Genomic DNA, 15,825 nt, shown 5'->3' on the forward strand with positions numbered 1-15,825 from the left:
GTCTTACGCAAGACCCAGCTTCTTCTTGAGCTCGGCATTCTCCTTGCGCAGACGGTCGGCAAGCAGGTTCTTTAGGCGCTTGTTTTCTTCTTCGAGCGCGACAAGATCGCGAAGGTCGCCGCTGTCTGAAGAAGGTGCGGCGGCCCTCTTCCAATAATAGTAGGTCTGCTCCGATATGCCGGCCTGACCGACAGCAATCTTGCTGGTCGCGCCGCCCGCGATCGACTTTTCGATCTGGGCTAGCTTCTGGGCGCGTTCCTTCTCGGAATATGTCTTGCGGGCGGTCTTCGATGTCACCGGAGCTTCCGCGGCTGGGGGCGCAGATTTCGCTCCGTTCTTGCGGGCCGGCTTTACGAGCTCTGCCTTCGCTTTCTTTGCTCGCGGAACTTTCTTCTTCGATTCAGGCACTACCATCTTGGCTGGCGCTACTGTCGTCTGAACAGTCTGAGCGTCCTGAAAATCGGCCATCATACACTCCGCTTCTGGTTTTTCCCCTTCTTCAGCATCAAGGGGTCTAATACTGAAGTCAATGACCTGGGAATTTGGAAGCTGAGCAGCATGAGCCGGCTGCGTCATCTCCGTGGCAATTTTGGACAGGTCAAGATCGCCCCAGATCGAATGAGTTCGCTTTTGCAGGCCACGCTTCTGTTTCAGTTCCACGATGAATGGCCGGATCTGGCGCTTCATAGTCCGTTCCTTGATGTGAGCATGACTTGTTAGCCAAGTCGGAGTTTGGGTTAGCGAGTGCCAGACGTATCATATCGCTTTCGCCGTGCTTTACCGGAGAAGCCCCGCAACGAGCAAGCGGTGTGTCATGGGCCCAGGCAATCGGCTCAATCAACGGGGGCAAACGTGCCTACCGAGAGAGCGCTGCCTCATACACGCGATGCTCAGGCGTCGAGCCGGCGGAGTGCGATGACTGTGCACAATCCGGCTGGAGCGATTGCAATCCTTATATTCTTGGGAACTAATCTTCTCATGGCGGCGGATGAGCTGGACGCGCTTGTTTTCGGGATGGCGGTCGACAGCGTTCGGGCGCTTCCTGTTGGTTTCACAGAAAAAGCCGCAGAAATCGCCGACAGAAGCCATGGCGTCCTGCTTTTCGATTTGCGCATCGATGGCGACTTGGAGATGCAACGGATCGCCGCCATCCGGTATCCCAGCAATCAGACAGGTATCCTAGCCCTGGACAAGCACGGCTCGGTGATCAGCCATTGCATGATCAATGGCACTTTCTCCGGCTTTATCGCTCCCTTGGAGGACTGGAACACGCTGCCGCTGCCGATGCAGGCAAGGACGAGTATCGCCGGCCCGATCAGCCTCTTCATCGCCGCTTTACGCAATGCCGGATACATCCCGCGCGGCAGGCGCTGACGTGAAGTTTAGTTCGGTGGCTGTCGACCATATTGTCGACGCAGTTGGCCTCTTCATGGGCCGGGCCGCTCGTTCACACCGGATGGACCTTTCACTATGTTCCCCGCCCGAATTCTGACTCCTGGATGGGTTGGACAGATGCGGCATCAGAATCCGGCGCTGGAAGCGCATCACGTCGAACGCCGGCGTGCTCGAAGAAGGCGACGAGGGGTATCACCTGAGCGTCGATGACGCCAGCATAGCCTCAGACCGGTTGGTGACAAACTAGGGAATCTACCCGACATAAAAAGCCCGCTGGCGGCTCCGGGAAGCAGCCGGCGGACTCTCACGCGCGTGGGAAGCGGCCGCAACAGGTTTTGGGACAGACATTCGACCGCTCTGGCGTGCCTAATGCTTGATTTGCACCACGGTTCCCCTTGACGACACGAGCGTACGAATTCGTACCCAAGTCCTTATTCGGCCCAACGAAGTGACATTCGCCATTGCCTGGGACCGGGCTTGGCAGGATAAAGGTCGATCGCTTGCTGACTGTTCGGGCGCAAGCGGCTGAGAGATGCGTGTGCTCTTGCCCCAAAACGGAGGCCTGGAGCATGGCTCAGCTTCAGCAATCAGTCATTCGCAACCGTCTACTGGCATCTCTATCGCCGGACGACTTTGCCCTGGTGCAGCCGCATCTCGAGGCCGTTACGTTTGAGGTGCGCGAACATCTGTTCAGAGCCGACCAGAAGATCGCGCATGTGACCTTCCCCGAATCCGGCGTTGCCTCGATCGTCGCCGATACGAGGGAGGGACGGTTCGAGGTCGGCATGGTCGGATCGGAGGGTCTGGTGGGTGTCCCCATCGTGCTTGGCGTGGACCGTTCGCCGCACACCTGCCTGGTCCAGGCTTCGGGAGAAGCCGTGCGCATCGGGGCGGAGGCGCTCCAGGCGGCGATGGACCAGGGGCCGACGCTGCGCCCGCTGCTTCTTCGGTTCGTGCACACCTTCGTCGTGCAGGTCAGCCAGACGGCCTATGCCAACGCCGGCTATTCCGTCGAAGAGCGACTGGCGCGCTGGCTGCTGATGACGCATGACCGGCTGGAGCGGGACGACATGCCTATTACGCACGAATTCATGGGGGTTATGCTCGGCACGCGTCGTCCCGGCGTGACCCTTGCGGTGCAGATGCTGGAGGGCGTCGGTGCGATCAAGGCCACGCGTGGTCACATCACGCTGAGGGACCGCGAGAAGCTGGAACAGATCGCCGGCCAGTCCTACGGTTTCGCCGAGAAGGAATATTCCAACGTGTTCCAGTTCCCGATCAAGCGAGGCGGATGAGGGCGGCCTTGCGCTACTTCATGAACGTGCGCTACCGCGGTCGGCTGATAGCCGATCATGAAGGCGACGAACTGCCAGACGAGGAAGCTCTGCGCGGGCATGCGCTCGACACCGCGCGAGATCTCGTCTTCCGCACCCGCATGGACACAATCCGCAGCTGGTTCGACTGTAGTTTCGAAGTCACCGACGAGACCGGCAGGGTCGTGCTGGTGATGCCGTTCGGCGCTGTGATCCCGGAGTCTGCCTGACGGTCCGAATGGCACACAGCAAGGTCACCCCGACCTCATACTGCCGAATGTTCGGAATCATACCAAGCCTTGAAGACCGCAGAAATCCACATCTAAATTCTCGGGTCAGGTTCAGGGAGGAATCTCGATGACCCATGCTTTTCACGCCCTCACGCTCGAGAGGGCGGCCGACGCCTATGTGCGCTCAAGAGGCAAGGCCCGGTTTCTGTCCATCACACAGGCGATCCGCGCCATTCGAACACTGATGCCAGCATGCAAGGCCACCGACGACGAATTGGAAGAGTTGCTGGCCGAAACATGCATTGCGCACGGCGTGCCGATTGCTTTCGACGTAGCAACGGCCGGCAGTTCAGAAGCGCGGCTCCCTTCCTAGAGGGCAAGAGATGCGCGCACTCGAGTACACGTCCAGCCCATCTGACGTTCGCCAAACGATCGTCCGCTGTCTGTTGGACGAAGTTGACAACCCATGCATTTCGATATCAGACGTGGTCTCTGCCGCGAGGAGAAAGTTTCCTTTTTGCAAACTGACGGATTGGCAACTCGGCGACCTTATTGCGCGGATTGCTGTCGACGCGGGATTTGCAATTGAGTTCGATGGAACGGGCCCTACCAGGTCTCGTCCCTGAAGTTTTGCACCCAAGCAGGCCGCAACTCTTCCTCGCCGGGAAGGCGACCGTGATTCATTGGGACGTTTCTTCCGAGCGGCAGGTCAGGGATAACCTTCATGATCTCCCTTCCTTGCTTGAGCTCTGCCTTGATCGGGCGGCGGACAGTAATTCGTTGATCTCTTGACCCGACAGATCGTCGAGCCGCTTGAAAACAGCATCATGCCTGCCGGCGTTGACGAGAATGGTTCGTTTGCCGCGATGTTTGGCCCACCCGGTCTCAGGGTCTGCATTGCGGGCGATGCCCCTGAGTTCGACTGGGATCATGTTCCAGATCGCCTCGAGCTTTTCCTCGCGCGTCATGCTGTCGACTGCTCCAGTCTCATAGGCGGCAATGGCGGCCCGCATGACATCAGGACTGCGTTTGTCAGAGAGGTCGCAGAAGCCATGAAACCAGCGTTCGCGGCCGCGGATGCGGATCGCGAAGAATACACTGGTCACATATCCAGCCTTGAATTCGGAGAGCCCGAACATGCCGGTGCGCTGGAAGTGCGGCGGCAGGAGCGCGAGCATGAAGCGGTACTCGCATTCAAATATTTCGAACCATTCCCCGGCGTAGATCGCGCCGGATAGGGGATCGATGCCGGGATCATCGCGATGGCGGTTGAACAGCGAGAACATTTCTTCACGGGTCGCGATTCCCATCGAAGACTTTTCGGAAGGTGGGATGGTCGGACATACCAGGATTCCTTCGGGGATACGCCTTCGGCTCCGGCGGGGTCGCGTCCGGCCGAGAGGCTGTTGACGATGGCGTTCTGGGAGCTGCAACGAGTGTTGCTGTTTGTCAGGCGGCGCGAGATTGGGACGGATTTTGGCGACCCACGCCAGTGATGGCGCGAACGGCCGGCGCGAGCGCCGGAATGTCCTCGAGCATGCTGAGTGCGACGAAGTGGTTGGCCCCGCCAGTATAGTCCTTACGCCCCTTGCAGGTCCTGATCAGGATGCCGTGGCCTGAGGAGAGCCCGAACTGGCCGACCTGGATATAGGCGCGGTCATGGTGCAAGGTGATTTCACCGGAAACGGCTATGCCCGCCCTGTTCGAGTGCAGGTCAAAGCTGCCTGGCGGCAGGTTTAACTCGGCGGCGAGCCTCTTGAGGCGTAAACGCGCTGTCGTGTGGAAACGTCACATTTGCTGCTCATCGTAGGAGCAGCTTCTGTTCCAATCGAACATGTGTGTCTCCATGAAACGAAAGCGCCCGGGTCGCTATGGCGATCCCGGGCTTGAGAGTAAGTTGGAACTGGACTGGGCCCGGCGGGAATGCCGGGCCCTGTGCGAGCCGGTTATTCGGCGGCCTGGAGGTGGTCCTCCTCGTCGCCGTCGATGGTCACCGGCTCATCGGAGGATGGATCCGCATCGTCGGCGAGGAAGGCGGGCAGCTCGGCGGCATCGCCGTCGAGAGCCGCCTCGCCCGACATGTCGCCGGCGACCGCGTCGCCAGCATCGGCAGACACTTCATCGACCTCAACGCGCAGCGGCTCTGGCAGCCAGTTCGAGCCTTCGAGTAGACGGGCAGCTTCAAGGGCCATGATGTCCTTCTTCATGTGATCGATCAGCTGCGCGGAATCCGCGCCACGGGCCTCACGCACAGCCCGCAGGATCCTGGCCTTGGTAAGACGCCCGAGAAACCCGATCGTGGGTGTCCAGCCGGCGTCGACCATGTCGAACTGGAGCGAGCGGCCAAGCACGTCTGCGTGCTCGAGCGCCTTGGCTCGCCTGTTCCAGGGTTCGACCACTGCATTGAGGGTCAGCGAAACGCAGTGCGCGAACAGCGCCTTACGGCTTGGCTCGTCGAGATCGAGAAGGAAGTCCCACAGGCCTTCCGCCTCATCGGGCAAATCGCGGTCCCAGGCTTCGTGCCGCTCGGCGATCTCCTTGGCCCAGGAGGTCTCGGCAAGACCGTCAACCTGGCTGAAGCTGCCGCTCTTCAGGCTGATCTCCAGGCAGGTGTTCGGCGCGAAGCGATAGAAGACCTGCAGGACGAAGGCATGGAGTGCGGCGACGAAGGCGATGTCGACGTCGCCGGCGAGCGCGTTGCGCAATGCCAGCGTACGCTGCGCCGTCAGATCAAAAACGAGCCGATCGGGCAGCGGCTTGACGCCATCGTCCTGGCCTTCGTCTTCGGAGCTGTCACCCACCGGCTTGCCGTTGACCACAAGGCCATCACCGTCGTCGCCGTCGGATTGTGCTCGGCCCTCGGCGTGGCCTTCCTCGTCATCCTCGACGTCGCCGGTTTCGGTCCGCGGCTCGTCCTCGGATCGCACGAAACCGGCGTCGACCTGGAGCTGCCCGTTCGCACCGAGCGTCACGAACACCCCGGCAATGGCCTTGTGGGCGGGATCGTAGCTTTGAGGACGATCATCGATCGCATCGAGCTCGTCACCCAGCTGGTCGAGCTTTGCCTCAATTGCTTCGTCGGCCTCCTCTGCCTTGGCATAGTCCGCGTCCAGTTTATCGTATTCGGCCTTCAGCGCGTCGTAGCGTTCGATCTCCTCTGCGCTCAGCTCCTGCGCCTCGGCGTAGATGCGCCGCATGCCGAAGGTATGGCCGTAGGGAAAGCTGATCGCCGCCTCGACCCACTTCCAGCCGTCAGCGCGGATCGTCTCGGCGTCTGTCTTAAGTCTGTCGAAGACAAGCTGCTCCAGAAGCGCTGCATCCTGGAACCAGCCGCCGCAATCCTGTTCGAACAGGTCGCGAAGAATGACGCCGCCGGCCGCTTCATAAGCTTCGGCGCCGACATAGACGGCCCGACGATCATCGGCCCGGACCGTGGTTTCCGTCAGCAGGCGCCGGATGTAGTACGGCTCGTGCGAGTGCGAGCTGCAAATCCGCTCCCAGACCTGCTCCTGGCGCGCGTGGTCGTCCGAAATCGAGAACGCCATGATCTGTTCGAGCCGGATTTCGTCGTTCTCGTAGAGCTCGAGCAATTTTGGAGACACCGATGCCAGTCGCAGACGTTGCCTCACGGTCGCTGCCGACACGAAAAACCGGGCACCGATCTCCTCCGGATCGAGACCCTGATCGCTAAGCGCCTTGAAGGCGCGGAACTGATCGAGCGGATGCAGGTCCGCGCGTCGCAGGTTTTCGGCAAGCGAGTCCTCTTCGGCCGAGGTCTCTTGCCGACGGTTGACAATGCAGGGGATCGGCTCGTTCTTCGCCAGACGCTTCTGCTTGATGAGCAAGCCGAGCGCCAGATAGCGCCGGCCGCCGGCGGGCACTTCGAACGTGCCGGTCTCATTGCCCTCGCCGTCGAGCACTGGACGGACGTTCAGGCTCTGAATGAGCTTTCGCCGTCCGATGTCTTCGGCCAATTGCTCGATCGACACCCCGTCCTTGATGCGCCGGACATTCTTCTGCGACAGCACCAGGCGGTCGTAGGGAATGTTCTCGGCGGCGTTCATCGCGATCTTCTGAATGGCGTTCTTTGCCATGGCCATCTTCTCCATGACGGGCGGCCGGGGCCTCTCCCCGAACCTCCAAGCCCGTCCGAAACCCTCCCCTCCCCCCTCTGCCTCCAGGCCCGCGCCATCGCCGGCTGCCTGCCGCATTAATGAGTCGTGAATGGTGGATCGCTGCCATGGCCAATCCGGCAGATAGGCGGGATCAGGCGGGGGCGGCCGAGGTCGCGCACCGTATGGCGCAGCTTGTCACTGGGGCGAGCCGAGCCCGGGCTGGCGAAGCGCGTAGCGGTGGCCGGGCTGCTCACGTTTGGGCTCATCCCCAACGATGTAGCGGCGAGCCATCTCTTCATCGACACCGTGCTGGCCTTCAGTGATCATCTCGCCGAACAGCGGCAACGCCTCTCACGCGAGGCGTTGTTCGATGGCAACGCGTTTACGGGGACGTGTTCCGGCTCGGCTTTAGGCCGTTGACGGAAGCGCTTCAGTCGCCCTGCCCATGTGCAGGCCGTGCGGCAAGCGAGAGGGCTTGGATGGCAGCGTTAATGCTCCCGGTTTGCCGTGCGACTTCGGCATAGGTCGAGATCGGGTAGACGCCGTTAAAAAGGATGTCGCGCTCGATGTGCATGTTGAACGGCAGGACCAGCGTGGCAAGCTCTTCGAGGCTGAACGATCCGAGCTCCGGGAAGCCGAGATCCGCTAGACCGAAACACGTGTCACCGTCCTCGGCGAGCTCGGTGGCAAGCCACGTGCCGATACCGACGGGGTTGAAGAATTTAACCACGGGCACATGGTCGCGATCGCTCTGGCGTCCATTGGCGAGAAGCTGCTCGCGTTGGTCAGGCGTCAGCAGAGGCATGGGGTTACAAGTGGCTTCGTTCATCGGTTTGCTCCACGACGGCCGACCGAAAGCCTTCTTCCGGCACCTTAACCGTCATGAAAAATAGCGCCGTCCCCCTTGCTTCGGAGACGGCGCTGGGAACGATGTGGATGGTGAAGCTCACGGGAGCAGACAACGAAAGTCTTCGCGGCCCGGCTCCGCAGGATTAGGCGGTGAAATCGAGAAGCTTCTTGGCCTTGGCCGCCATTTCCAGACGGACATCCTGATGAGGTTTGTCCCGCGCGACGCGCGTACTGCGGCATTAGGTCGAAAGCGATTCTGGTGTCCGCCCTCCTCGAGCGTCCTTCGCGTGGCTGCTGCGCCGACTAAGGGTCGCCTAAGGGTCGATCGCGCGCAGTATCGGCGGATGCCACAGACACCCGCCTCAGTCCCGCTCATGCCGCGGCGGCGCTGACCTGATTGGAGGGCTGTTGGGCATGCATCCAGTCCACGGCAGCCTGAGCCTTGCTTGATGCAGTGAAAATGGCGGAGGTATCATTGCGAAGCACCGTCAACCAACTGGAGATATAGGCAGCATGATCCGGCCGGGGCCGGGCCGATATGGACAGGTCGGCAAGTATCATGGCTGCACCAGATTCGGCGACGATCTCCTCCATGGCATAGGCCTCGGAGCCGAACCGTCCGGTTAGATCGCGGTCAAGTCGATGTTTCGCTGCCGTGGCATGGAGCCCTTCATGGAAAAGCACACTATAATGAGAAGCAGCATCTCTGAATGAACTGAAACTTGGGATAAACACTCGGTCAGTCGCCGGCAAATAGTAGGCCTCGTTGCCGCCATAAACGGTATTGATGCCAAGATTCGCATAGAATGCATCGGCATGCGCAATGCGTTCTGGCTCTGTGCGAGCAACCGTCGGCTCGGGCTCATAACCATCGACCTGCGCGCAGTTGAACACCGAATAGCCGCGGGCAAATAGACGCCGACGTTCGTCAGCATCGCTGGAAGATTCGTCATCTTGCTCGGCAGTGTGGCCGCCGATCTGCCCCCAGAAGACGACGGTTGTGGACCTCTCGCCTTTGCGCACCTGGGCTCCAAGGGCCTGCCACTGGCGATATGTCCCCCACAGGCCCTCGGGGTGTCTGGCACTTTGTGCCGCGGCCCATAGGGCGAGCGTGTTCACGCCGCGGTACGCCTTTCCGGACGCAACGTTTATCGGGCGGGCGGTTGCTGTCCCATCATGATGCCAGGGCATTACATACTCATCGGCGCCGGCCTCGATCGCCGCGATGATCTGGTCGGTTATACGTGCATAAATGTCGGCTCGGTCACGTGACATGCGGAAAGCTCCGTGACGAGCGGCCGAAGACTCTCTCCGGCCTCCCAACTCGTCACGGCTGCCCGGCCCTGCTCTCCACCTCCCTTCGCGCCAGCGGCGCCGCCCCGTCTGACCATTGTTGCGGCATGAGGCGATCGATATCGTCATGTCCATGACGCCAATTCGCCACTCTTGCGGTTTTCATTTGCTTTCGAAGCTGGCTTGCTGGCCAGGCAGGGCATGGAGAGCGGATCGTTTTGATCGCCGAAATCAGACCAGGGGATTCGGGAGCACCCCGTAGTGCCGACCTCTGATGCGTGACTCCGCGGCAAACTATGTGGGGCGCCGAACGACAATGTCCGCCTGCTTGCGAGATTCAAGGCTGTGTTGCAGCGGAAGTGCGCTCGATCGGTGATTCGTTTTCAAGCGAATGCGCAGGAAAGAGCGTTGAGGACGTGGTGTGATCAGAATTCGATTGAGGTCGGTGACTGATGTCGTCCCGGAAGTCGCGCGACACCTTCCGCGTTCTCCGGCCACGGCCTGGGCTCCTGCAATCTCACTAAGGCCGCCCGAAGCATGCAGCAGTGGCAGAACCGCCCGCGGATCGATCCGAGCCGCAGACACACCGGCCCTGTGTCTCACCGCCTTGCTTTGCGCCAACCGGCGGCCACGGCCTCTTCCTCGATGCAGAACCAGCGCTCTCCCTTGCTGGTCGTGATCGCCGTGCGGTCGTAAAACTGCTGGCCGGGCATGTGATAGATGTGCTCACCGCGGGCGTCGATGTTGCCCTTGATGTTGCAGGCACTGGGCGAGGCTGCGGGCAGGGGAGCGAGCGTCGATGGCTGTTCGGTATCAGCGCGATGCTGGGCACGCCAATCCCGGCACTTCAAATGGTCCTGCCCAGATGCCAACCCTTGCCGCCTTGGCCTTCCCCTGCAGCATGGCGTAGGCACCTTGGCTGTATTTCGGCCAATCAACAGCATGGCCGTTCTCGACCATCCAGGCGGCGACGCTGGCACCATCGGCCCGCCTGCAATTGCCAACATACCGACCATACCGATCCCACCGCACAAACGTGCACTGGGTTGGTCGTGAGGCGGCGAGAAAGGCATCGAGGGCGCCAGCTGACCTAGCGTCACGTTGATACGGCAAGCCTTTGGCGTCGTCGCACTGCTGTGCTGAATCCATGCATCGATGCCATTGAAGCGAATGCGTTGGCCATGGATCTCGATCGTGTCGCCGTCGATCACAGATGCGACCCCACCAAGTGCCACCGGTTTCGGCTTGATGAGGTTCTGCAGATTGATTTCCGGCAGTGATCCGCTGTTATGCATGACAAACTGCGTCACCAGAGCGGAAGCTGCGGCCACGCTGACGAATACCAGCCGCATCGGCACGCTCGTCCAGCGCTGTATGGGGAGCGTCCTGAGCCGGTACCCGTGCGCCACGGGCGCGTCCGATCGTTATAGCGGGATTTATCCAAGCCCTTCTCCCCGGCGCAAGAATGTGCCCAAAACAAACGGAAAGTCTAGAATCCTATGGGGACCGCCCGACGGCTTGCCTGTCACCAAATCGGACGGACATTGCCTCTCCAGGAGCTGTCATGAAACGGCTTTTATGGGCGTCCGGCATGTTGACCTGCTTTAGCAGTTGCTTGAACAAACGGCCTGGAGGAGCGTTTGCGCGCTTTGGCTTTAAACGCGACTGCTGGTGATGGGTCGTAGCCAAGGCTATATCAGGCAGCGAGAGATCGAAGAGGCGCTGCGCGAGAGGTCGGTTTGATCGCCGCGCAGTATCTTTGCTTCCAGTGCGGCTGCTACGAAAGCGCGTCGAGCAACTGGCGACCGAGCCTTGCCACGCAGCACCTGCAGACAGACGTCCATTGCTATCTTGCTCTTTTCGGTCTGACGGCCAATATCCCGCAGCAAGATAGCGGCGGCGTCATTGACGTCGAGCACGATACGCTCTGAGCCATGGCGGCCAACCTGTACAACGACTGGCCTTTCGAACCTGCTCACGTCGGCTCCCCCCCTTGATAGCCCGTCTGCGCGCCGAATGCTAAAGCCGGACTATAATCGCGTCTCGCCCTAGTCGCATCCGCCAATAGAATTTAGAATTTCGCGGCGCCCGATTGCAGGCCGCAAAATACTAAATCGTAGAGGTCGCATCTTCCAATATGGCAGCCTGCTTTCCAAAGTGGTAAGCGCGTTACGCGCCGCACCTACGGACTTGTGTCCATCGTCGGCATCATGGCACGTCCGAAGGGCAGTTTCGCGGGCACGATCTATGCGATCTTGCGGCCATTCATCGAGAAGATCGATGGCCTCGGCAAGACTTGCAATCTCTTGCACGATGTAGGTTGAGCGCTTCACGAAAATATTCCCTTTTCATCCGTCGAGAACCACGGCGGTCGCCTGGACGCAGATCCCACCGCGGCAAATTTTGATCGGGATGACAACAGCGATGCCAAGAAATGGAGAGTGCTGAAGAATAAGAATGGTTTTGCTCTCGCCATAAAGCGGCGTCGGCATAGGTCACGGTGACAGGTATCTAATTCCAGGAAGAGTTTCGTCAAGGTCGACGCGAGGGGCAAAGGGCCTCCAGACGTCCTCAGTACCCACGGCCCTCGAGTACCCTATAAAACCTCACCAAACGTTGCACCAGCGGTGCCACTGGTGACCACCCATAGCCTTCATGAATCGGCTCGGACCGACTGTGCAGTCGACATCGCCAAAACAAAAACCACTCTGTTGGCTTTCGATCTGCCCGCCGCGTAACACCAGAGAAGTTACCGGCCTCACAGCCGCCCTTCCGATCAGACGAAGAAGAATTCCTCCACCCGCTGCTTGGCCTGCCGCAGCACCGGCAGGATCTCGTGCTCCATCGCCTCGACCGAGAAACGCGCCGATTGCGTCGAGACGTTGATGGCGGCGACGGTCCGGCCGGCGCGATCGACGATCGGCACCGCGATCGAGCGCAGGCCGAGTTCCAGCTCTTCGTCGACGACGGCGAAGCCCTCCGCCCTCGCCTTGTCGATGGCCTTGCCGAGCGCGGCGCGGCCGGTGACCGTCTTCGGCGTCCGCCGCTCGATCGTCGCTTGCGTCAGGAAGGTCTTCAAGTCCTCCCCCGTCAGCCCGGATAGCAACACGCGCCCCATCGACGTGCAATAAGCCGGCAGCCTGGTGCCGACGTCGAGCGCGACGCTCAGGATTCGCCGTCCGGGGATGCGCGCGACATAGACGACGTCCTCGCCCGACAGCACCGCTGCGTTGCAGGCTTCGTCGAATTTTCCCGCCACCTCGCGCATGATGGGCGCCGCGAAGGTCCAGAGCGATGCGCCGCCGAGCCAGGTCCGCGCCACGGTCAAAAGACGTGGCGACAGCGAGAACAGCCGGCCGGATTGCGTCGCATAGCCCGTGGCGACCAAGGTCAGCAGGAAGCGGCGGGCGCCCGCGCGGGTGAGATCCGCCTCCTCGGCCATCTCGGTCAGCGTCATGCCGCCCGGATGGCGCGCGAGGATTTCCATCACCGCAAGGCCGCGCTCCAGCGAGCCGACATGGTCGCGTGAAATTGCTTCGTCTTCCACGAACGTCTCCGGGCCGGTGGTTGACTAAATACGAAACTTAAGGCTAGAAGTATCTCATACAAAACACATGTTCGCAATACGAACTTTTGCAATCGACGGAGCGTGAAATGGTCAGGTTCCTGCCGCTGAAAGAGGCGGTTGCCGAAAATCTGCATGACGGCGACACCGTCGCTTTCGAGGGCTTCACCCATCTGATCCCCACCGCCGCGGCGCATGAGGCGATCCGCCAGGGCTTTCGCGACCTGACTCTCATCCGCATGACGCCCGATTTGATCTACGACCAGATGATCGGCATGGGCATGGCGAAGAAGATCGTCTTCTCCTATGTCGGCAATCCGGGCGTCGGCCTCCTCAGGCGTGCCCGCGACGCAATCGAGAACGGTTTTCCGCGCCCCATCGAGGTCGAGGAGCACAGCCACGCCGGCATGGCCAACGCCTATGAGGCTGGCGCAGCCGGCCTGCCTTGCGCGGTGTTTCGCGGCTATCGCGGCGCCGGGCTCGCCGCGGTCAATCCGAACATCAAATCCGTCACCTGCCCGTTCACCGGCGAGGTGCTTGCCGCCGTTCCGGCGATAAGACCCGACGTCACCTTCATCCATGCGCAAAAGGCGGACCGGAAAGGCAACGTGCTCGCCGAGGGCATCATCGGCGTCCAGAAAGAGGCCGTTCTTGCCGCGAGGCGCGCCGTGGTGACGGTCGAGGAAGTAGTCGACAATTTCGACGACCTCCACCCCAATCTTACCGTGCTGCCGAGCTGGACGATCGCGGCGATTTCGCTCGTGCCTGGAGGCTCGCATCCCTCCTACACGCACGGCTATTACCAGCGCGACAACGCCTCCTATCTGGAATGGGACGAAATCGCCGCCGACCGCGACCGCTTCCAGGCCTGGATACAGAAGAACGTTATCGAGAGCAGCGCCGACGACTTTGCCGGCCGCGTCGAGCATCTGAGGAAAGGCGCATGAGCGGCGCGAAGAATATGGGTTTCACCCCGAACGAGATGATGACGATTGCCGCCAGCCGCGCGCTGAAAGGTGACGATGTCTGTTTCGTGGGCATCGGCGCGCCGTCGGCGGCCTGCAACGTCGCGCGGCTGACGCATGCGCCGGATATCACCTTGATCTATGAGAGCGGCACCATCGGCACCGCGCCTGACGTGCTGCCGCTGTCGATCGGCGATGGCGAGTTGTGCGAAACGGCGGTCACCACTGTCGCCGTGCCGGAGATGTTCCGCTACTGGCTGCAGGGCGGCCGCATCTCGATCGGCTTCCTTGGCGCCGCCCAGCTCGACAAATTCGGCAACATCAACACCACCGTCATCGGCGATTATGCGCATCCCAAGACCCGCCTGCCCGGCGGCGGCGGCGCGCCGGAGATCGCCACCTCGTCGAGGCAGGTCTACATCACCATGGCGCAGTCGAAGCGCGGCATGGTCGAGAAGATCGACTTCTTCACCTCCTTCGGCCATGGCGAAGGCGGCGACCACCGCAAGCGCCTCGGCATCGACACCGCCGGCCCGACGCTTCTGATCACCGATCTCGCCATATGGAAACCCGACCCGGTGACCAAGGAATTCACCGTCGTCTCGTTGCATCCGGGCGTCAGCCGCGAGCAGGTGCAGGAAACCTGTGGCTGGACGGTCAAGTTCGCGGAGGCCCTTGACGAGACGCCGGCGCCGACGGAACTCGAGCTGAAGACATTGCGCGACCTGCAGGCCCGCACCAAGGCGGCGCATCAAGGGACCGCCAAAGGGAAAGCTGCATAAATGACCGAAGCCTTCATCTGCGATTACATCCGCACGCCCATCGGCCGCTTCGGCGGTTCGCTGTCCTCCGTGCGCGCCGACGATCTCGGCGCAATTCCGTTGAAGGCGCTGGTCGAGCGCAATTCCGGCGTGGACTGGGCGGCCATCGATGACGTCGTCTATGGCTGCGCCAACCAGGCCGGCGAGGACAACCGCAACGTGACGCGCATGGCGCTGCTGCTTGCCGGCCTCCCGCAGGACATTCCTGGCTCGACCGTCAACCGCCTGTGCGGCTCGGGCATGGATGCCGCCACCATCGCCGCGCGCGCCATCAAATCAGGTGAGGCCGAGCTGATGGTCGCCGGCGGCGTCGAATCGATGAGCCGCGCGCCCTTCGTCATGCCGAAGGCGGACACCGCCTTCTCACGCAATGCCGAGATCTACGACACCACCATCGGCTGGCGTTTCGTCAACCCGTTGATGAAGAAGCAGTATGGCGTCGATTCCATGCCGGAGACCGGCGAGAACGTCGCCGAGGATCTTTCTGTCAGCCGGGCCGACCAGGACGCCTTCGCCGTGCGCAGCCAGGACAAGGCGGTGGCCGCGCAGGCCAATGGCCGGCTGGCAAAGGAGATTACGCCGGTGACCATCCCACAGAGGAAAGGCGACGCGATCGTCGTCTCGAAGGACGAGCATCCCCGGGCCGGAACGACCGTCGAGACGCTGGCCAAACTGCCGACGCCGTTCCGCCAGGGCGGCACGGTCACCGCCGGCAATGCGTCCGGCGTCAATGACGGCGCGGCCGCCCTCATAATCGCATCCGAGGCAGCGGCGAAGAAGCATGGGCTGACGCCGATCGCCCGCATCCTCGGCGGCGCCGTCGCCGGTGTGGCGCCGCGCATCATGGGCATCGGACCGGCGCCGGCCACGAAGAAGCTCTGCGCCCGCCTCGGCCTGGCGCCCGACCAGTTCGACGTTGTCGAATTGAACGAGGCTTTCGCCTCGCAGGGTATCGCCGTGCTGCGCCAGCTCGGCATCGCGGAGAATTCCGCGCACGTCAATCCGAATGGCGGCGCGATCGCGCTCGGCCACCCGCTCGGCATGTCAGGCGCCCGCATCACCGGCACGGTGGGGCTCGAGCTGCGCGAGCGCGGCGGCAAGCTGGCTTTAGCCACCATGTGCATCGGCGTCGGCCAGGGTATTGCGATTGCCTTTGAGCGAGTTTGACGGCTTCCTCCAATCAAGGGAAGCTCCTCGCAGGCCTCTGCCGGAATCGACGTGACCGCCAGCACCGATAGAGCTGATCTGCTCTGCGATCTGATGCGGTTCTGCGGTTCCG

At 61.6% G+C, this 15,825-nt stretch carries 19 protein-coding genes; 7 read left to right on the forward strand and 12 right to left on the reverse strand.

Annotation, left to right across the window (positions count from 1 at the left end):
- Window positions 1-3: 3 nt before the first annotated feature.
- The gene (locus AC0YKC_RS30850; RefSeq protein WP_488513771.1) at window positions 4-687 is read right to left on the reverse strand and encodes a transposase; all 684 of its coding nucleotides are present in this window, start codon (window positions 685-687) and stop codon (window positions 4-6) included.
- Between the two features lie 228 nt (window positions 688-915).
- Between AC0YKC_RS30850 and AC0YKC_RS30855 the strand changes: the two genes are divergently transcribed.
- From AC0YKC_RS30855 to AC0YKC_RS30870, 4 genes are all read left to right on the forward strand, one after another.
- On the forward strand, window positions 916-1,374 hold the full coding sequence (locus tag AC0YKC_RS30855) for a hypothetical protein (RefSeq protein WP_488513772.1): 459 nt from the start codon (window positions 916-918) through the stop codon (window positions 1,372-1,374).
- A 590-nt stretch (window positions 1,375-1,964) separates the two neighbouring features.
- Entirely contained in the window at window positions 1,965-2,690 is a 726-nt protein-coding gene (locus tag AC0YKC_RS30860; RefSeq protein ID WP_488513773.1) for a Crp/Fnr family transcriptional regulator, read from the forward strand.
- An 8-nt stretch (window positions 2,691-2,698) separates the two neighbouring features.
- Complete coding sequence (locus tag AC0YKC_RS30865) at window positions 2,699-2,938, forward strand: DUF6894 family protein (protein WP_488513774.1); 240 nt, start codon at window positions 2,699-2,701, stop codon at window positions 2,936-2,938.
- 127 nt (window positions 2,939-3,065) lie between these two features.
- Entirely contained in the window at window positions 3,066-3,311 is a 246-nt protein-coding gene (locus tag AC0YKC_RS30870; protein WP_488513775.1) for a hypothetical protein, read from the forward strand.
- 349 nt (window positions 3,312-3,660) lie between these two features.
- Here AC0YKC_RS30870 and AC0YKC_RS30875 read toward each other — a convergent pair whose 3' ends face one another.
- The 11 genes from AC0YKC_RS30875 to AC0YKC_RS30925 form a co-directional block, all read right to left on the reverse strand.
- On the reverse strand, window positions 3,661-4,248 hold the full coding sequence (locus tag AC0YKC_RS30875) for a DUF1419 domain-containing protein (protein WP_488513776.1): 588 nt from the start codon (window positions 4,246-4,248) through the stop codon (window positions 3,661-3,663).
- A gap of 139 nt (window positions 4,249-4,387) precedes the next feature.
- Window positions 4,388-4,606 carry a hypothetical protein gene (locus AC0YKC_RS30880; protein ID WP_488513777.1) on the reverse strand — a complete coding sequence of 73 codons (219 nt, stop codon included), beginning with the start codon at window positions 4,604-4,606 and terminating at the stop codon, window positions 4,388-4,390.
- 278 nt (window positions 4,607-4,884) lie between these two features.
- A complete protein-coding gene (locus AC0YKC_RS30885) occupies window positions 4,885-7,032 on the reverse strand; it encodes a ParB/RepB/Spo0J family partition protein (RefSeq protein ID WP_488513778.1) in 2,148 nt (715 codons plus the stop codon).
- A 216-nt stretch (window positions 7,033-7,248) separates the two neighbouring features.
- A complete protein-coding gene (locus AC0YKC_RS30890) occupies window positions 7,249-7,398 on the reverse strand; it encodes a hypothetical protein (RefSeq protein ID WP_488513779.1) in 150 nt (49 codons plus the stop codon).
- A gap of 85 nt (window positions 7,399-7,483) precedes the next feature.
- A complete protein-coding gene (locus AC0YKC_RS30895) occupies window positions 7,484-7,858 on the reverse strand; it encodes a DUF2958 domain-containing protein (protein ID WP_488513803.1) in 375 nt (124 codons plus the stop codon).
- 416 nt (window positions 7,859-8,274) lie between these two features.
- Window positions 8,275-9,177, reverse strand: a complete 903-nt coding sequence (locus tag AC0YKC_RS30900; RefSeq protein WP_488513780.1) for an ArdC family protein — start codon at window positions 9,175-9,177, stop codon at window positions 8,275-8,277.
- 617 nt (window positions 9,178-9,794) lie between these two features.
- Window positions 9,795-10,109: a sunset domain-containing protein gene (locus AC0YKC_RS30905; protein WP_488513804.1), complete on the reverse strand. Its 315-nt coding sequence runs from the start codon at window positions 10,107-10,109 to the stop codon at window positions 9,795-9,797.
- Complete coding sequence (locus AC0YKC_RS30910) at window positions 10,009-10,344, reverse strand: thermonuclease family protein (protein ID WP_488513782.1); 336 nt, start codon at window positions 10,342-10,344, stop codon at window positions 10,009-10,011. The genes AC0YKC_RS30905 and AC0YKC_RS30910 overlap by 101 nt, the downstream gene beginning before the upstream one ends.
- 542 nt (window positions 10,345-10,886) lie before the next feature.
- A complete protein-coding gene (locus tag AC0YKC_RS30915) occupies window positions 10,887-11,174 on the reverse strand; it encodes a DUF982 domain-containing protein (RefSeq protein WP_488513783.1) in 288 nt (95 codons plus the stop codon).
- Window positions 11,175-11,243: 69 nt separating this feature from the next.
- Window positions 11,244-11,528, reverse strand: coding sequence for a DUF982 domain-containing protein (locus AC0YKC_RS30920; protein WP_488513784.1), 285 nt, complete (start codon window positions 11,526-11,528; stop codon window positions 11,244-11,246).
- A gap of 443 nt (window positions 11,529-11,971) precedes the next feature.
- The gene (locus AC0YKC_RS30925) at window positions 11,972-12,742 is read right to left on the reverse strand and encodes an IclR family transcriptional regulator domain-containing protein (protein ID WP_488513785.1); all 771 of its coding nucleotides are present in this window, start codon (window positions 12,740-12,742) and stop codon (window positions 11,972-11,974) included.
- A gap of 107 nt (window positions 12,743-12,849) precedes the next feature.
- Here AC0YKC_RS30925 and AC0YKC_RS30930 point away from each other — a divergent pair, with 107 nt between their 5' ends.
- From AC0YKC_RS30930 to pcaF, 3 genes are read left to right on the forward strand one after another with little or no spacing between them, the layout of a single operon-like run.
- Window positions 12,850-13,707: a CoA transferase subunit A gene (locus AC0YKC_RS30930; protein WP_488513786.1), complete on the forward strand. Its 858-nt coding sequence runs from the start codon at window positions 12,850-12,852 to the stop codon at window positions 13,705-13,707.
- Window positions 13,704-14,507, forward strand: a complete 804-nt coding sequence (locus AC0YKC_RS30935; protein ID WP_488513787.1) for a CoA-transferase subunit beta — start codon at window positions 13,704-13,706, stop codon at window positions 14,505-14,507. The genes AC0YKC_RS30930 and AC0YKC_RS30935 overlap by 4 nt, the downstream gene beginning before the upstream one ends.
- Window positions 14,508-15,713 (forward strand): 3-oxoadipyl-CoA thiolase, encoded by a 1,206-nt coding sequence (pcaF, locus tag AC0YKC_RS30940; RefSeq protein WP_488513788.1) that lies wholly within the window; start codon window positions 14,508-14,510, stop codon window positions 15,711-15,713.
- Window positions 15,714-15,825 lie beyond the last annotated feature (112 nt).

The sequence above is a fragment of the Mesorhizobium sp. CNPSo 4661 genome (assembly GCF_057784215.1).